The 16,912-nt window shown below is 32.0% G+C and carries 17 protein-coding genes and 1 pseudogene; 2 read left to right on the forward strand and 16 right to left on the reverse strand.

Features of this window, described 5'->3' with window-relative positions; translation table 11 throughout:
- Window positions 1–242 precede the first annotated feature (242 nt).
- The 7 genes from ELS83_RS20835 to ELS83_RS20865 all read right to left on the reverse strand — a co-directional run bounded on the left by ELS83_RS20835 (window position 243) and on the right by ELS83_RS20865 (window position 5,016).
- Entirely contained in the window at window positions 243–1,322 is a 1,080-nt protein-coding gene (locus tag ELS83_RS20835) for a tyrosine-type recombinase/integrase (RefSeq protein WP_171597483.1), read from the reverse strand.
- 170 nt (window positions 1,323–1,492) lie between these two features.
- Window positions 1,493–2,107 carry a recombinase family protein gene (locus ELS83_RS20840; protein ID WP_171597484.1) on the reverse strand — a complete coding sequence of 205 codons (615 nt, stop codon included), beginning with the start codon at window positions 2,105–2,107 and terminating at the stop codon, window positions 1,493–1,495.
- Window positions 2,108–2,271: 164 nt separating this feature from the next.
- On the reverse strand, window positions 2,272–2,496 hold the full coding sequence (locus ELS83_RS20845; protein ID WP_171597485.1) for a helix-turn-helix domain-containing protein: 225 nt from the start codon (window positions 2,494–2,496) through the stop codon (window positions 2,272–2,274).
- A 98-nt stretch (window positions 2,497–2,594) separates the two neighbouring features.
- Complete coding sequence (locus tag ELS83_RS20850; RefSeq protein WP_171597486.1) at window positions 2,595–2,837, reverse strand: hypothetical protein; 243 nt, start codon at window positions 2,835–2,837, stop codon at window positions 2,595–2,597.
- The gene (locus tag ELS83_RS20855; RefSeq protein WP_171597487.1) at window positions 2,818–4,200 is read right to left on the reverse strand and encodes a hypothetical protein; all 1,383 of its coding nucleotides are present in this window, start codon (window positions 4,198–4,200) and stop codon (window positions 2,818–2,820) included. The genes ELS83_RS20850 and ELS83_RS20855 overlap by 20 nt, the downstream gene beginning before the upstream one ends.
- 302 nt (window positions 4,201–4,502) lie before the next feature.
- On the reverse strand, window positions 4,503–4,763 hold the full coding sequence (locus ELS83_RS20860) for a helix-turn-helix domain-containing protein (RefSeq protein WP_171597488.1): 261 nt from the start codon (window positions 4,761–4,763) through the stop codon (window positions 4,503–4,505).
- 67 nt (window positions 4,764–4,830) lie between these two features.
- A complete protein-coding gene (locus ELS83_RS20865; RefSeq protein WP_171597489.1) occupies window positions 4,831–5,016 on the reverse strand; it encodes a hypothetical protein in 186 nt (61 codons plus the stop codon).
- Window positions 5,017–5,127: 111 nt separating this feature from the next.
- Between ELS83_RS20865 and ELS83_RS20870 the strand changes: the two genes are divergently transcribed.
- The gene (locus ELS83_RS20870; RefSeq protein WP_171597490.1) at window positions 5,128–5,760 is read left to right on the forward strand and encodes an XRE family transcriptional regulator; all 633 of its coding nucleotides are present in this window, start codon (window positions 5,128–5,130) and stop codon (window positions 5,758–5,760) included.
- Between the two features lie 22 nt (window positions 5,761–5,782).
- Here the strand turns inward: ELS83_RS20870 and ELS83_RS20875 are convergent, their stop codons facing one another.
- Both ELS83_RS20875 and ELS83_RS22885 read right to left on the reverse strand, forming a co-directional pair.
- Window positions 5,783–6,733 carry a tyrosine-type recombinase/integrase gene (locus ELS83_RS20875; protein WP_249414539.1) on the reverse strand — a complete coding sequence of 317 codons (951 nt, stop codon included), beginning with the start codon at window positions 6,731–6,733 and terminating at the stop codon, window positions 5,783–5,785.
- Window positions 6,734–6,748: 15 nt separating this feature from the next.
- Window positions 6,749–7,135, reverse strand: a pseudogene (locus ELS83_RS22885) (Arm DNA-binding domain-containing protein); the annotation flags it as partial.
- A gap of 317 nt (window positions 7,136–7,452) precedes the next feature.
- Between ELS83_RS22885 and ELS83_RS20880 the strand changes: the two are divergent.
- Window positions 7,453–8,664, forward strand: a complete 1,212-nt coding sequence (locus tag ELS83_RS20880; protein WP_171597492.1) for a site-specific integrase — start codon at window positions 7,453–7,455, stop codon at window positions 8,662–8,664.
- A gap of 89 nt (window positions 8,665–8,753) precedes the next feature.
- Here the strand turns inward: ELS83_RS20880 and ELS83_RS20885 are convergent, their stop codons facing one another.
- From ELS83_RS20885 to ELS83_RS22115, 7 genes are all read right to left on the reverse strand, one after another.
- Window positions 8,754–10,211, reverse strand: a complete 1,458-nt coding sequence (locus ELS83_RS20885) for a hypothetical protein (RefSeq protein ID WP_171597493.1) — start codon at window positions 10,209–10,211, stop codon at window positions 8,754–8,756.
- Between the two features lie 9 nt (window positions 10,212–10,220).
- Window positions 10,221–10,547: an SEC-C metal-binding domain-containing protein gene (locus ELS83_RS20890; protein WP_171597494.1), complete on the reverse strand. Its 327-nt coding sequence runs from the start codon at window positions 10,545–10,547 to the stop codon at window positions 10,221–10,223.
- Between the two features lie 5 nt (window positions 10,548–10,552).
- Complete coding sequence (locus ELS83_RS20895; protein WP_171597495.1) at window positions 10,553–11,056, reverse strand: hypothetical protein; 504 nt, start codon at window positions 11,054–11,056, stop codon at window positions 10,553–10,555.
- 315 nt (window positions 11,057–11,371) lie between these two features.
- Window positions 11,372–11,923, reverse strand: coding sequence for a hypothetical protein (locus ELS83_RS20900; protein WP_171597496.1), 552 nt, complete (start codon window positions 11,921–11,923; stop codon window positions 11,372–11,374).
- A gap of 471 nt (window positions 11,924–12,394) precedes the next feature.
- Window positions 12,395–13,903 carry a thioredoxin fold domain-containing protein gene (locus ELS83_RS20905; protein ID WP_171597497.1) on the reverse strand — a complete coding sequence of 503 codons (1,509 nt, stop codon included), beginning with the start codon at window positions 13,901–13,903 and terminating at the stop codon, window positions 12,395–12,397.
- A gap of 659 nt (window positions 13,904–14,562) precedes the next feature.
- The gene (locus ELS83_RS20910) at window positions 14,563–16,461 is read right to left on the reverse strand and encodes a DUF4365 domain-containing protein (protein ID WP_171597498.1); all 1,899 of its coding nucleotides are present in this window, start codon (window positions 16,459–16,461) and stop codon (window positions 14,563–14,565) included.
- 182 nt (window positions 16,462–16,643) lie between these two features.
- Window positions 16,644–16,912: hypothetical protein (locus ELS83_RS22115; RefSeq protein WP_216616731.1), on the reverse strand; the 269-nt coding region annotated here is incomplete at its 5' end.

The raw sequence follows: 16,912 nt of genomic DNA on the forward strand, positions 1-16,912 counted from the left end.
AATACCAGTTTATCCTTAAAGTGTCCAGTTCAGTTTGAAGAATTATAGAATCATTCTCAAAGTCCATTTTTTTCTTTTCCGTAAATTGAAAAAGTAAAAAACCTGAAAATAAAATCAATAATGTTGTTTTCATCTTATTACTGCCAACTTGTTTGTTAGCTGATAAAAGTTGTGTTTATTTTTCTTTTAGTTCTTTATTTTATCAGTATACACATCCAATATGATTGTGTAAGCTGATAAGATTATGACGAATTTAAATCATCAATAGGATTTTTAAACTTAATAAAGTCTTTTTTAGAAACATGTGTATAGCGCTCTGTTGTTTTTGAACTACCATGACCTAACCATTCTTGTATATATCGTAAATCTGTGCCTTGCTCCAAATGATGAGTCGCGAAACTATGCCTTAAAATGTGGGGAAAAACTCTTTTTTTAATTTTGGCTCTTTTTGCTGCAAATTTTACCACATTTAATATACTTGCTGCACTGTACTGAGCACCATTTACACCTTCAAATATCCACTTTTTTGGTTGCTCGTATCTATAATAATCCCTAAGAAGCTCTAATGTGTAAGTCGATAGCTGAACATATCTATCCTTTTTCCCTTTTGCAGCCCTAACTTTAACTAACATTCTTTTCGAGTCAATATCGGTTAACTGCATATTTATGGCCTCGCTTCTTCGCAGCCCACAAGAGTAAATTAAAGCTATAATACATCGATGCTTAATATTTTGAGTCAATTGAATCATTTTGTAAATCTCTTCTTTACTAAGAACATCAGGTAAGGTTTTTTCTTTATGGGGTCTTTCTATCTTATAATACTCCTTTGTTCTACCAAGTACTTTTTCATAGTAAAATTTTATGGAATTAATTCTCTGATTTTGTTGACTACTTGATATGTTTTGTTCTTTTATAAGCTTATGCAAATAAGCATTGATCTCATCAAAGCCAATATCCGCAAGCTCTTTGCCATCAAAATAAATCAGAAAATCCTTAAAGTAATGGGTGTAGATTTTAATGGTTTGTGGACTATACCTTTTTTGCTCTAACTTCTCCAAATAACCTTTAGGTAGAGCTGTCTCAATTTTTTCTGGCTCTTTATTTTCTACTGGCATGATTTCAGCAATAGGTGAAAAAATTTCCTTGAACCTTTTGTAATCGAATTTCTCTCGGATAATCCACCAGCACTTTTTAGTTTGGCTCCACTTAGCAGGAAAGTGTTTTCGCAATAATCCCAATATCCTATTGTTGTAATCAAAAGTGATCTTGACAACCTTTTGATTCCTGTGAAAATCGGAGGATAGCAATATTTTAGGTTTCATTTGGGTATAGTTATACTCTCAAACTTAACAAGATATTAGCGAATAACAAAATCGATTTGGATATAGTGCAGCCATTGAACTATGTGAATGTTGATTTGAGGATATAAAAAACGGAATTGGAATTATGAAATTCTGAATTCCGTTTGTGAAATGGCATACATCTTGGTGAGTTATGATTGAGCAAAATATTCCTTCCTAACTCTTTTTACTGTGCTACGACCTACACCTGTGGCAGCAACAGTTTTATTAATACTCATTTTTGCTTCCAGGCAAGCTGCAACATTTGGGTATTTAGTAACCAGGGAAATTGAATCTTTGTTTTTAGAACCTTTTACCCTGCCTTTGTAAACTCCTCTTTCTTTTGCTTTGGCAATGCCTTCTCTTTGACGTTCCTTGATTCTTTCATATTCCATTTGTGCAACCTGTGCCAGTACAGTTGTTATTAAATCAAAAGTTTGATTGCTTTTTTCATCAATCAGACTTTTCAGTCCAAGACTATGAACAGTAACACAAACCTCATTTTCCTTCATGAATTTTAAAACGGCTAAAACATCTATAATATCTCTTCCTAACCTGTCGACTTCCAATACAATTAAATCAGATATCAATCCATCCTTTACGGCTTGAATGATCTTTTTCCCTTCTGGTCGATCTGCAAAAGCAACTTTACCGGAAACTTTATCAACAAAAGTTTCGCCTTCGTATTTTTCCAAACCTCCAACTTGTCGAGCTTCGTTTTGTTCTGTAGTCGAAACTCGGGTGTATTTGTATATTTTTTTGTTCATGTAAAAAATCCGTTTTTCTGGGTTTATTTTTAAAGTGGGTTCAAAAGCTGGGGATTCGATCTAAAAAAGCTTGATTTTTGCCCTTTGTTTTGGGTTTGGATTCAGGTGTACCCTATTTTGAACCTGCTTGTCCGAGGGTTCGACTCCCTCAAAAAAATTGTATGTTAATATTTTTCTATCTCCAATTTTGAATCCATAAGTTTTTTCCATTTTTCCGAAGCAATGATTTTATTGTAGATGAATTCTACCTGCTCCTTAAAAAGTAACTTTCCTTTGGTGAGTTCTAAAAATTCAGGAGCAAGACAAGCATTCATGTATCGATACAGTGTCGATCTGCTAACCTTCATTTTTACGGCAAACTCTTTTCTAGTCATTGTATAAAATTCCATAGTCTTGGTTTTTGTGGGTTTTACATTCTGGGCAAACATCATTTGTTCTTAAGTCGTATTCATGGCCACACTCTTTGCAATTGTGCCAGGCTTCATGATTATGCACATTTGTTTCTTTCTTCATTCTTTAATGTATCAGGAGGTATTGGTTTTAGGTATCTGTCATTAAGTGTATGTCCGGCTTTTAACTTTCCTTCTTTTATCAGCTGGTCTATTGCTCCCATAATTTTGTTACTTAATTCTTTTCTTAGATCAATCCACAAAACATGTGTGGGAAAGGTTCCATTTTCAATCTTTTCATTAGAGAGCCTTAGTATGGTTTCAAGTACTATTTGTTTCATCTTGCATATTGCTTTGGTTCAACTTCTTTTTCTTTTCAAATTCTTTCAGGAAGAAACGAGCAGCAGCTCCATGGTAAAGTTTCTGCTTTCCGTTTGTGGTAACAATTATCGATGTCTTTCGACCAGGTATACCAGCTATCTTCCTTCTGCCTGGATTGGTTGTTCTTGTGAGCATTAGATCAGTTCCAAGCTCATTAATGATCTTTAGTATTTCTTTTTGCTTTTGGGTTCTTCGGGCTTTTCGTTGTTTGGATACTTTTAAGTTGTATGCCTTATCCCTGCATTTGCGATTATCGTTACAGTACTTTGCATCTTTTTTCAGGTGGGTAATATCCTTACCGCATACCAGGCAATATTTTCTTTTAAGCATGTTCGTTTCCCCGACATGCTTGCCGCTAACAATACGTCCGGCATTTGTACCCATGTTTTTCTGCGTGCTGCCATTAGGTGAAAAATTTTGAGAGGCAATCACACTGCTAAATTCACCTATCAGCTTGTTTTTAAGTATCTCTTTGATGTCATATCTGGCCTTGTTTTTAATCAGATTTTCAAAACTTATTTTGTTTCTGTTTCTGGCTTTTGTAGTCATGCTCTTTTCTCGCCACCAGTTTGGGTTTCGCCAATTCAAAAACTTTTTCTTTTGATATTCAGGAAGTTTGTTTGTGTTTGGCAAAGCTTTCCAATCCAGTAGTATTGTTTCATTTACCGACTTTAAAAGCCTCTTTTCAAAAAGCTGGATTAACTTGTCTTTATCGGTTAAATCATAAAGAGTGACTATGCCGAAACGCTTTAACAATCGCATTCGTCTAAACCTTAGCTCATAGCGTATGATTTCATGAGAACATTGCAGGGCGGCTTGCTGCTTTTTATCGTAGCTCTTAACTGTGGTATCCTCGGTAATAAACTGCTTTCCTATTAGGTTGTTGCCGTCGTCACTCATGCATTTTTCAACTTCACCAATCCTATAAATGATTGAATTGTAAAAGCTTTTGGCGCTTAAGTGTTTCTCTTTGACAGGAAGATTCAAACCAAACTCAAAGCTCTTAAGTATGGCTTTATCCGGTATTACCCCAAAGTCCTGCAATTCTTCCAGGGCTTCCATAAAATCCAGATAGGAAAAGCGGTTTCCATTGTTACTGCCAGCATTGAAAAATCTGTGGATTGAGCCTTTTACAAAGCATTTTCCCGATAGTGTGCGAATGAAGTCTAAGCCCCTATAATGTGCTACTTCACTGCTGGTTTGAACTACATTGCCAAAGCTATCAAGCTGGTCTGAGATTTTAAATTGAAACTGCAAGCGCTTGTCCGATTGCCAGGTCTTAAAATCAAAGTCAGAGAGTAGTATGTTAATGTAGTCAACCAAGGGTGAGAGAGTGAGTTTTTGGAAAGAAAATAATGCGGCATGCGTACCCTATTATTCTGCGTTTCCGATTGCTCATTTTAAAAGAAAACAAACAGTTCCGTACCCGAAAAAAAGTGCGGCATTTATACCCAGTTTTTCAGCGTTATTATTACTGAAGACTCTGTTTTTAAGATGAATCCAGCTTTTTTGGATTTACACAAATTGCCTGGGCAATCAAACAAATAACAAGCATAAAAAACTGATGGGTAGCCCCAGTGCAGATGCCAACAAAAGCACAAAGGGCAAGTAGTATGAATAAGATTCTAAATGCCTTCATTTTCTTTCTGTTTTTCAAATTTTGTAACGATCTCTTTTACAAATTGTATTTTTGGGATTTTCCAGCCCTTGCCATGGGGTTCTGCAATGATCTTTTTGTTTCTGTCCTTGGTCTTGATTCGGTTTTTTACGGTTTTTTCATGTATGCCCAGAAACTCGGCACATTGCTCAACCGACATGCAAACATTGTTTGCATCGAATAATGCCGAGCCAATAAAGCTGGCTTCTATCATTTCGTTTTTACTCATGCTGCGATTCTTAAAAAATTAGGTGCAAATTGATTTTTTTTGAAAATGTATTTTAACCAACTAGCAACTAAGCTGTTCTTGTGACTTCAATCACATTTCCCTTTCTTTTCCTGGAAAATGACTTTCCCTCTTCAATATTCAGGTTACTTGCTGTGACATTGATAGATCGGTTCTGTGAACAAGGATAAACTTCTACTTGTCCAACTTTCATTTTTCTCATTAGAGGTGCTAAAGGTTTTTTTGCTAATTCCATTTTATTTATATATTTGTTTACAAGTTTGTATTTCTATACAAATATAAACGTTCTGTTTGTGTTTATCCAAACTCTACACAAACAAATAATTTAAATAAATCTTAATTGACTATGTTGGAGAGACTTAAAAATGCGATTGAAATTTTGAAGAGTCAACGCATTATTCGAAATCAGCAAGAATTCGTGGAAAGAATAGGATACAACAAATCCAGCGTATCACTAATTCTAAACGGAAGAACACCTTTATCCAAACAATTTGTTTTGAAAGTGTGCGAAGTGTTTCCAATGCTTAACAGCAAATATCTATTTGATGGTGCTGGGCAAGTTATGAGAGTAATACAAAATGAATCTTTGGATGGTGTTCCTTATTGGAATTTATATGTCTCAGCTGGTCATAGTGTATCTGAAATCATAGGACAAAATAAACCGGATGGATACATACAAGGATTACCGGGTGCTGATATTGCAGAAAATATTTTGCCAGTAGCAGGGGCAAGCATGGAACCGGAAATTTCAAGCAGTGCTTTGGTAGGAGTAAGAAGGATAAACAATTGGGAAACGCTCAATACAGAAAGAATCTATTTGATCATTACCTCAGAAGATAGAATGATTAAAAGAATTGAGCATGATTCAGAGGATGAAAATATTCTTTGGTGTGTAAGTCCGAATTATCCAAAGTTCAAAATCTATAAAAATGACATTATAGAAATACAAAGAGTTTGCTTTGTTTATAATCCTAAATAGATGATATGAAATATCAGGAGCTTTACCCCCAATATTTCTGCATGGAATCTACAACTGATTTTTGAGAAGTCTTTTTGTATTTTATCAAAGTCTTTGGGTCTTTGATTCCTGTTATCTTCATGATGATATGATCTGGCATACCTTTTTCACTTGAAAGAGTAATAAAGGTACGTCTGGCCGTATGGCTGGAAATCATCTTGTATTTTAAATTGTATACAATTTCTTTTTTTGTTCCACTATAAATAATCTCCTTGATTTCTTCATCAAATCCAGCAAGCCTGCAAGCCTCTTGAATTCTCTTGTTAAATTTCTGGTTGGAGATTTTAGGTAATTGCCAATCGTACTTGTCCAATAGTGCTTTTAGTTTTGGGTGCAATGGAATAAAACTTTCGCTTTCTGTTTTTTCAGCCTTTTTTATAATCATGTCTCCATGTATATCGGCTTTCTCAAATATAGAATAATCCGAATACCTTTGACCTGAATAAACTCCAATCAAAAACAAATCTCTTGCTCGCTCTAATGATTCACGGGGAAACTGAAATTTTTCCAAAACTTTTATTTCCTGATCTGTTAAAAAAACATCGTCCGGCTGGTATTTATTAACTGGGTTTTTAATCTTTTTCAGGTCGATCTTATGGTATTTGCCTTCTGACCAGATCAAAACTGTGATTAAAAAGTTAATAGTGCGGTGTAGTGTATTGTCGTTATGTGGTTTAAACGGTTTTACCTTGATAACACGTAAAAAGCCACAAAATTCATCAATCCAATCTTGCGTTATAGAAGTAAATTCTACCTTCTTTCTTTTTTTGTCTTCAAAAGCAATCAGCTTGTTTTTTAGGTTGGTATATTTTTGATTCCAGCTATCTGATTGTCCTTTGGACTTGTTTTTGCTGTCAATAAAATCTTGAATTACCTCAGTCAGATACCTGCATTCCTGTTTAGTGGATTTATGTTTAAATTCTTCGTCAAACAATTGTTTTAGCAATTCTCTGGTAATAGGTGTATTGCGTTTATTGAGTTCCTTTACTTTTTCGTCCAAAAAGTCGGAATACATACTTAGCATAGATGAAGTATGTTTCAATTCTGCTCCGCTTGCACCTCTTTTTGCCTTTGGCATTCTACTTTCACTATTCCAATTGTTTGGATGAATCGATTGGTTTGTAGAATATTTGAAATTCTTCTTTTGACTTTTTAAATAGTAAATCAAATAAATTGGTGTAAGTTTGTCTGACTTGGGTTCTTTTAAAAAGAAATACATAGGTTGTAAATTTGTTTCCCCAAATATACAAAAGGGAAAGCAAAGGGGAAAGTAAAAGTGCTTTTGAAGTACAAAAAAGAAGAATTTGACGGATAAGAAAAACGCTACATGCCCCATTTTATCTAAGAAGTATCGAAAATGAAATATTTACTGGATAAGAGGTTCAAATCCCTCTCTCTCCGCTTCGCAGAAATGCAACAGAAAGAAAAACCTTGTAAACCGTACGTTTGCAAGGTTTTTTTCTTTTATACCAAAGCAAACAAACGCCTTAAAATGCAAAAAAAAGGTGTTTCGATTGGTGTAGATAAAAAATTCAAAAAACGCTACACCTCAGAGCGGCTCTAATGCACTACTATACACTGCTTTGCTCTATTCAAAAATCACTCATTTGCTAGTTTTGAAAAGTTATTTAAAACCTTAAAAAACAAGTTAAAATGAGTAAATCAACTTCTATTTTATTCTTTGCTAGAAAAACGACTAAACTGAAAAATGGTGAATCTCCAATCTTTGTTCGAATTACAATTGATGGTCAACGATTAGATATTTCATTAAAAAGAAGTATTGATTCAAAGCATTGGGATTCTAAAAAAGGCAAGTGTAAAGGCAATACCCTAAAAGCAAAAGAAAACAATCGTTACATTCAACATATGAATGAAAAGATCTTAAAACTGATTAATGATCTTGAAATTCAGGAAGAGTTGAGTTGTAAAAATCTAAAGGCATGTTTGAACCAAGAAAAAGACGAACATAGCATTATTGGCATTTTCAAAAAACACAATGAAAGATGTGAAAAGCGCATTGGCATTGATATGGCTGAAGGAACTGTTGAAAGATATAGAACCTGTTTAAAGCACACGCAAGACTTTATTAAAATGCAATACCATTTACATGACTTACCCCTTGGAAAAATCAATCATCAGTTTATATGCGATTTTGAGCATTATTTCAGAACGGAACGAAAATGTTCTACCAACACAACCTTTAAATACCTTAAAAACTTCAAAAAGATCACTAATTTGGCTTTAGCTAATGAATGGATGAGAACAGACCCTTTTGCTAAAATCAAGTTTAAAATGGAGAAAGTGGATAAAGAATATTTGGATGATGAAGAACTAAATAAGCTAATGAATAAGAAATTTGAGATTAGAAGATTAGAAGTAATTAAAGACTTATACATATTCTGCTGTTTTACAGGCTTGGCATTCTCAGATGTAAAATCATTGAATCAAGAGCATATTGTAACAGGAATTGATGGGAATTCATGGATAAAAAGCAAAAGACAAAAAACAAAAATTGAATTTGAAGTTCCTCTATTTGATATTCCAAAGGCAATTCTAGCCAAATACAAAAACGATCCTGTTTGCCAGATTCAACAAAAGCTTCTACCTGTTCCAAGCAACCAAAAGATGAATGCATATTTAAAAGAAATTGCAGATTTATGTGGGATTAACAAGAACTTAAGTACTCATTCAGCTCGCCACACTTTTGCAACAACTGTTACCTTAGGAAATAATCTTAACATTAAAGCAATTTCAAAAATGATGGGACATACTAATACAAGAATGACTGAAAACTATGCTAGAGCAGGTGAAAAATTAATTTCTAATGAGATGAATAAGATTCAAGGAGTGTATCAATATGGATAAGAATGACAGTATTCCCCGGCCAATATTAATGTTGTTCGGGGGTTACTTTCTCCCTTTTGAATATTATATAGTTATCAATTTTTAGATTTTTATGGCTCGACACCAAATTCCATATTCCAACAAACTATACTTGTTTTATTCTCTACTTCTAATTTCTCATTCAACCTGTTTGCTCTATACACTCTTTTAATATTCTCGAATTTTTCTTGATCCTCATAAACAACAAAAGCGACTAATTCCTTATCAATTTTACCATTTCGATCTACAGGTCTACTTAAATAATAATCCCCAACAATGTAATCAACGTCTAATATTAGTTGTTCTGCCTTTCCTTCTGGCGTTCTACCTATAGTTTTGGTGAAAAGTACAATTGTAGTGTCGGATTTAATTAAAGTGGTAATTCCATAATCATCATTGACTTCTGAATCCAAAAGAAACCCTTGTCCATGGTAAAATTTTTTCAGTTCAATCTCACATAAATCTAAATATGAGCTACCTATTAATTTTGAAAAGTGATTACTCCAATCTGAATCCTTTAATATTTTAACTTCACAAGATGGATTAACATTATAAAGACTTCCTTCACGTAAAATGTAGATCCTGTTTTTGAAATTAAATTCATTTTTTGGAAAGAATCCTTTTTCTTCGGTACTCTCCTTCTTAAATGGGGTATTTAGGGATACTGGATTAAGTATCACTATAGAATCATGTACTACAATGTATTTACCAGATGATTTATAATTAAAACAATCACCACATGCCTCCCACTCAAATGTACCATTGTTATTTAAAAGGATAAATAAATTGAGTCCACCAATTGCTTGACTTATGAATTCATAAAGTTCAGACTCTTCTATATTATCTCTCAAGTATAATCTATCAGATCTGTCTAAATGATCTTTTCCATTAGCAATTGGAATAATTAATCGATCACCATATCGCTTAAAAGATCGAATTACTTGAATACTATCAAACTTGTTTGTACAATTCAAAAATCGCTCTTTTTCTATTTCGTCAATATAAACTTTTCCATTAAGTGTTACATGGTATGAAGAGTCTGATTTTTCTGAAATGGTATAGCTCCCAAGCTTGAAAGATTTAGTTTTATTATAAGGAATAGGAATCCTTAGGTAATAATTACATCGTACTTTTTGATTGTACTGTTTTGCAGGAGACCATAGTGGCAAATCACTAAGAACCCTTCGAATTTCATTATAAATTATCGTATCCTGAACTAGTTTAAACCTATCAGGTATATCTTTCCAATTCATTGAAAAATTTCCATATAATCCAGAAGTATCAATTACTCCTTTTACATACACAAAACCACTTTCTGAGCCTCCATTAATGATCTCAAAGTCTAATTCTCTTTCCAGAATGGAGAAAAGAGAATCCAGTCCTCCTGGAAATACAGGCATGCTTTCAATTGGATCGATAATTATAACCAAACTATCTGTATCTGAGATGGGTATTGCTTTAAGGCTATCTACTTGCGAATAGACTGGATTAACAATCAAGATTACTATTAGTACTAATATTAAGCGCATAATTATCGTTTAGTTCCTATATATATCCTGCAAATTATTGTGATCATTTAAAGCAACATTTGTGGCTTGTACATCAACACCTCGCAAACTAGTTTTCATTCTTGTTGATAAGCCTTTATATTTCCTCACTGAATAGATTCTAACTCGCTTTTCACCTGTACTAAGGTTGGTTTCATGCAAAGCCAATTTCCCTTTCTTGTTTAAAACAGGCAAGTGACATTGCTTGTACTTCTTACCACTTTCACAATAACACTTTTCATTTCGTTCGAATTCCTTATACTCGAACGAGTCTTGATTTGAAAGTAGTTTTCGTATGAGTTTGCGGAGAAAGTTCATTTGAATTATTGATTTATTTTCAGCTTATCTTTTAATGCAAAGAATAAGTCTTTAGCAATTTGTTCATTCGATCCCCATCCTAAGCCAATATATTTTTCTTCTTTCGAGTAATTAAACCCTACTCTATACGTGAAATAACCTTTATCAATAATTCTTATTTTTTTGATTTTACAGGTATCAAACTTTGTCTTTACTTCAAAACCATAAAGAGTATAAACCAAATACAAATGTTTTTCTTCTAATGAGATTTCTAAATCTCCGAATGATTTCGTGGTAAATCTTAACAATAGCCAAAATCCGATTATATAAATAATAACTGCCACTGGAATCCAAAGTATATAATTATCATTGCCGATGATATTACTTTTTGCAACATCAGAAATTAAATCAATCCACCAATAACAATAAATAATTGTAAGTGATAAAGTTGTAATAAGTGTTGTAGTGATTCTATCTTTATCAGATTTTAATTTTATTTTATCACCTTCAAAGGTTATTTCTGTAATCATTACTCGCTAATTAATAAGTGATTTCAAACCTCTAAATTCCATCAAAATATTTTTATTAAATATACCGTTTAATATCCTAACATAAGAACTATTGATGTGAAGAAAAATTAGTGGAATCTTAGAAAGGAACTAGAACTACACGAAAAAAGCCAACAAAACTGTCAGCTTTTCCGATTAAGCAGCCCCTCCAGAATCTTAATTTTTATTTGCAACAAGCTGTTTTAATGCATTTTACAAGCGTTTACCTATATTGATTTATCCCAATTTACTCCCTGTTGGATTTAAGGAAGTTAACGGTTTGGGGCATGTTGTTATCTATAAAAATTCCTTTTTTAATATTTTAATCAATTGTTCTGATTCTGTTATTTCATTCTCAAAAAGACTTAAAGCTTCTCTTACTTTCGGATATTCATCCACAAATTCGATGTCAATTACTTCTTTCAAGTTAAAATTCTCCATAATTTTTATGAACGACTTTTGATTAACACCCCAATATTTAACGTATTTTGATTCAGGAATAAATATTTCAATTAATTCTGATTCAGTATGAAAAATTAATCCAATATCAATGAATGAGTCTCCAATTACTTCTTTCTTGTAATGACTTAAAAATTCGAGCACATATTTTTTATCTGAATATTTCCCATAATTTGGTTCTGAATCTGTATGGTTAAAGATCAAAGCTGCTTCTTCTGGCAGCTCTTCACTTAGTGCAATGATTAAATCCCACAATCTTGAGTTATCAATATTTATTTCAGCAAAGAAATTAAAGAGTAATTCAGAATGTTCTGGATTGTTATCCTTAGGCAATATTTTAAACCCTTCAACAATTTTAGCCTTTTTCCTTAATTCCATTCTCTCTTTCACAGAAGAGTTTTTTGTTATCTCATTCAATCGTAAAGGACGAATTGTCCTAGGAAGTTCTAATGTTGGCTTCATATATTACAGATTATTTTGAGTTTGGCGTGTTCCCCTATTGGTGCGTGCTATATATTTTGTTATAGGGCATTTTTTCTTATTGATTTTATCACTCTATAAATTATATATCCAATTACTATCAGATTAACTAAGTGCCATGTGTTTAAACCAATATAATTTACTTTCTCCCAAAAGTTCATACTTTCTAAACTCCAATATTCCCCTTTACTTTCATCATAAAAATCATCATAATTCATCAGCATTAGTCCAAGAAATATGTAAATAAATAAATCGAAGAGAATTAAACCAAAAGCAATTAAAATATTCTTTATCGTAAAAATTTTTGTCATTTTATCTGTCCAAAATAAATAGTCAATAGCTGTATTATTTTTGTCAAATTTGATTGTTAGTTGCCTGTATTTATTTCTCGAGGAACTTTTTAAATTTATCAATGTCCAAGCCGCCTGAATATTCTTTTAACACAGCACCTTGACTATCAACAATTACAAAGTATGGTTGATTTCTATTATTAAATTTTTCTATTTGAGTGTCTAAATTTCGCTTCCCCTTAGTAGTAACATATATCTTTTGAATTTCTGAATAATAGCATTCTTCTTCAATTAGTTTTCCAACATCATCTGTAAACATACTTACAAAAACATACTTGGAGTTTGTTAATTTTTCAATCTCAGGATCGTTCAAAATTTTTGCTGAAAATTCTGTACATTCAAGACTACCATACGAACTAAAAAAGAACAATATAGGTCGTTCTAAAAAATTAGCACATTCTATACACTCATCAAAAAAATCAAAAGTATAGGTTCCTTCCCACAGTTCTTTGGCATAATCACATGATGAAATTAAATTATTCTCATCAATCGATTCAATATTATGAAAATCATCTGTTGCCTCATACAGAAAATCAAGCGTTTTAATTTCTCTTGAAAGTTTTTCTAAATCACTTTCAAAAAATAGTTTAATGATATTGATGACTCTAGCTTCATCATCACTGGAAGTCGCAAAAAGTTTTATTATTCTATTATTAATACGATGTATTCCTAATCCAATTACAAACTGAAAACTTTCAGATGTGAGTTCCGAAACAGAAAATGAAAGATATAATTTGTTATCGAGATTTATTGCTTCTATATCAGGGTAATTATATGTTTCATTCTTACTTTCCTCCCAATATTCAGAATCCCAATCAATATTTTTGAAATCTTCCAAAAATTCCTCTAGAGTAGTTTTTTCAAGTTCTTTATACCATGTAGGCCTTAAATCACTTGTATGAATTCTACTCATGATGACCACATTCTCATTTGACTTTATAACGCTATTGTTTGAATTGTTTGCCTGTGCTAGTTTCTCGGTGGTTTTATTTTCTACTTCAATTAATACGGGATAAGCAATTTCAAAAATCCCATCATATGTTAATTCGTTATCGTTCTTCTGGACAATACTTTTTATTATTTCTATTTGTTTAGGATTAAACCTAATTATTTCCAGCGATTTTCTATCTTCTTCCCAATTTTCGATACTAGCAGTTTTAACAACTAGTTTATTCCTTGTTTCAACAATTTCTCTAACTATATTATATTCTTCCGTTTTTTTAAACTTTGAGATAAAATCATAAAGATCTTTAAACGTGTAACTATTTTTGTTGTTCTGAACTTTTGCTGTACTTAAAACATTTAGAGACCATTCGATCATATCTTGTTTTGGACCTAATAGTATTTGATAGTCAATCGTATCAAATTTGCATAACATAAACGTTTTAAAATCACTTTTAAAGTCTTCAAGGTTATTCTTGATTTGTTCTAAGTTTATTTCTTTATCAAGTATCCTATCGCAATCCGTTATCTTTTTTTGTGCATAAGAATGATTGAGAACAATAAATAAAAATGTAAAAGCCAATAAAAGTTTAGTCATTTTGTAGTTTGGTTTTAATTTGTACGCCAACTATGTTATTACAACACCTTTTTATGAATAAGTAGTAAAGATAATCTTGCTAATAAATATACTGTTTAAATCAGTAACCACAATTGCCCCTTTCAATATTAAGGGTTTATCTAGTTAAACAGGATAACAAACAGAGCTATTTATACGCTATTTTAAGCATTTACTCATCTTTAGACAACAAAATGGTCATCTGAGGTATAATTACCCGTGTACTGGGGTATTTAACTAGATAAATACCATTTAAAACTAGTTTACAAGTGCAGTTCCCACATGCGAAAACAATTAAATATCAAACAATAACCTAGTTTTACACAAAGAACACCCTTTAATCAACAATGTATCTGTAAAAATTAAACGGTTATCCGTGTATTCAGGATAACATATAGGGCTATTTATAGGCTCTTTTACGAACTTTCTAGTCTTAAAGAAATATTTCACAACTTAAATTAGTTTAGGCCTGAAATAGTATAATTTTCCAAATGAGCGTAAACCATGTGTCTTGAACGTTTGTCAACTATTTGCCTTGACTGTACCCTAATTGTGGCCAACGGACGAGACTACGAAGCGTTGGCTTGTGTTGCGCCTGCGGCAAGCCTATGCCTTATTAGCCATTGTTGTATGCAGTTTTTCTATATTTCTAGAATTTTAGCTCCGTTATCATCCCAAAATCTCAACTCATTAGGATATTCTTTCGGATCCTTAATTAAAGATTCGACATGACTCAAAAATTCATCCCCATTGAAATCTTTATAAATCTCCCATTCAATCATTTCTTGTAATTCTGTAATGTAGCTTTCTTTACAATAAAAGTATGCTGTATTTGCAATGTCGTTTAATAATGGGTAATGCAGTTCATCAAGTGTAGCTTGGATTGATAAACTAGCCCATAGTTTTGACTCAAATTTAATTAGTATTGCTTGCACTAATGAAGATAAAAACATTAAAAACAAATCTTGCTCTCTAATTGAAATGAATGAATAGTAATTCCAAACAACTGGATTTAAGGCATCTATATTTAATAACCTATCTAATACCTTGGAATCTTGTAGTTGTTCCTCAGACAATGCCTTCAACTCTTTAGAACATAAAATTGAATTTCTTTTTTGAGTTTTGATTTCAAAAGAATCTACGATTGCATTAAGCAATGTAAACTTTAATGAAAACTCGTATTTATCATGTTTAGCATCCTTGTTTTTAGTTAAAAAATCATCAAAAAGGTTCAGTGCTTTCTCATAATTACCTGAGTACATTTCTGCATCCCCAAGTATACCCAAAAGAAATATATTATCTGGCTCCAATTTTTTGGCCAATTCGTAGAATTTCGCACTTAGTTTATAAAAACTTAAGTCAAACAAAATTCCAGCTAACTCACGACAATAGTACCCCCTTTGTATATATGTTGTCTCAATTTTATAAGCCTTATTGTAATATTTCAATGCTAATACTAAATCTCCAATTCCTCTATAATAATTCCCTAAATTATAGTATGTTGTTGCTAATGATTTGTTTTCACCTGTTTCTTTACAGAGCTTAATTACTTGTTGAAAATAGGATTCAACTCTATCTCTTGATATTACTTTTTGACCAGCTAGAAAAACTATTGCTTGAAGAGCTGCCTGGGTTATTGGATCTCCTGATTTAAAAACATAATCTACTATCTCTTCCGTAAAATGTTTCCCAGTTTTACTTGCAATTAATTTTGGAAGTAGATATTGCAAAATCCCTGAATGATGAATAATATCTTTCAATAAATTATTGTCATCTATAAACTTGAATAATTCATTATCTTTTTCAGTTTGATTTAGCAGTAATAATAAGGCTTTATTAAAAGCGTCAAAAATTAAAATATCATTATCATTCTCTGCTTTTTCAAAACCAATTGAACTTCCAAATGAACCAGACATATTCAACACTATGCGCTTTTCCAAAAGATTAATTTCAATATCCGCTGAATATCTATCTCTAACAATTTTAACTAGTGATGATTTTTTTGAAATATTTCCAGAGAGTATTCTGTATGTTTTATTTGGAGCGTTTATATTATTTACAAAACCCTTAATTGGAAAAGAAAAGTTATTCTTGTTAAATTCATTCTTCCTTTTTAGAAAAGTAATTATTTGATTTATTGAATTATCTGTCCATAAGTGGTGCGGTTCGAACTGGATATTAAATGATTTACTCCTAGTACTAGACGAAAGATAACCATGTCTTATAACCCAATCAAAATAGAACTCCTTATTTAATGAGTTATATCTAAAAATCGCTACAGGTAATTTATATGAAGCTAGCTGTCTAATTTTTTTAACAGACAATCTTATTGACTTATGATCTTTTGTATTTTCGCTATCAGTCCCTTTTAACTGTATCCAAAACACAAGACCTGTGTAACTTCCATTTGCACTGAATACTTCGATCTCAACATCAACACCATAATCTTTAGGTTTTTCTCTAATTACCCATTCATTTGGCAGTATTTTTTTTAGCTCAAATAAACTCTCTTCTTCTAATATGTGTGATCTACTTCTCAATTTTAAAATAGTTTAGATTTTGTACGTAAGTAAATTGCATACAACGTTTCGCGTGTATGGTGTCGTTCCGCCTTTTCCGCAGATTAGTTGTTTAGTGTATTGTTGTTTAAATTCTCACATCTGCATCCAGCCAAGCCAAACCGTGGCATGTCCTATGACCCGTTATTAAGCGCAGATTTTTATCATTTAAATTGTCTTTTCAGTTTTGTCAAATATTTTTCAGTTGTAATATCATAGTTGTTTTTATTTATTATTTCCAATGTGAAATTTATAAGCCGTTTCTGATTTGCTGTAAAGTAGTTCACCAATTCTGTTTCTTTTAATTCAGAATTTTGAAAAGTCGAGAATATATACACTGTAATTCCATCGTCACAACAATCACTTATGCTATCTTTTAGATCATTTGGATTTAGTTGATTTATAAGTGAGTCCTTCAAAAACTCAAAATCCC

The sequence above is a fragment of the Marinifilum caeruleilacunae genome (assembly GCF_013141825.1).
GTDB lineage: Bacteria > Bacteroidota > Bacteroidia > Bacteroidales > Marinifilaceae > Marinifilum > Marinifilum caeruleilacunae.

Bases quoted from the DNA above. Each gene is read 5' to 3' on its own strand.
- ELS83_RS20865 (WP_171597489.1), bottom strand. From the start codon at position 5,016: ATGGAATTAGCAAAAAAACCTTTAGCACCTCTAATGAGAAAAATGAAA.
- ELS83_RS20850 (WP_171597486.1), bottom strand. From the start codon at position 2,837: ATGAAACAAATAGTACTTGAAACCATACTAAGGCTCTCTAATGAAAAG.
- ELS83_RS20860 (WP_171597488.1), bottom strand. From the start codon at position 4,763: ATGAGTAAAAACGAAATGATAGAAGCCAGCTTTATTGGCTCGGCATTA.
- ELS83_RS20895 (WP_171597495.1), bottom strand. From the start codon at position 11,056: ATGATTACAGAAATAACCTTTGAAGGTGATAAAATAAAATTAAAATCT.
- ELS83_RS20835 (WP_171597483.1), bottom strand. From the start codon at position 1,322: ATGAAACCTAAAATATTGCTATCCTCCGATTTTCACAGGAATCAAAAG.
- ELS83_RS20890 (WP_171597494.1), bottom strand. From the start codon at position 10,547: ATGAACTTTCTCCGCAAACTCATACGAAAACTACTTTCAAATCAAGAC.
- ELS83_RS20840 (WP_171597484.1), bottom strand. From the start codon at position 2,107: ATGAACAAAAAAATATACAAATACACCCGAGTTTCGACTACAGAACAA.
- ELS83_RS20870 (WP_171597490.1), top strand. From the start codon at position 5,128: ATGTTGGAGAGACTTAAAAATGCGATTGAAATTTTGAAGAGTCAACGC.
- ELS83_RS20845 (WP_171597485.1), bottom strand. From the start codon at position 2,496: ATGGAATTTTATACAATGACTAGAAAAGAGTTTGCCGTAAAAATGAAG.
- ELS83_RS20885 (WP_171597493.1), bottom strand. From the start codon at position 10,211: ATGCGCTTAATATTAGTACTAATAGTAATCTTGATTGTTAATCCAGTC.
- ELS83_RS20880 (WP_171597492.1), top strand. From the start codon at position 7,453: ATGAGTAAATCAACTTCTATTTTATTCTTTGCTAGAAAAACGACTAAA.
- ELS83_RS20905 (WP_171597497.1), bottom strand. From the start codon at position 13,903: ATGACTAAACTTTTATTGGCTTTTACATTTTTATTTATTGTTCTCAAT.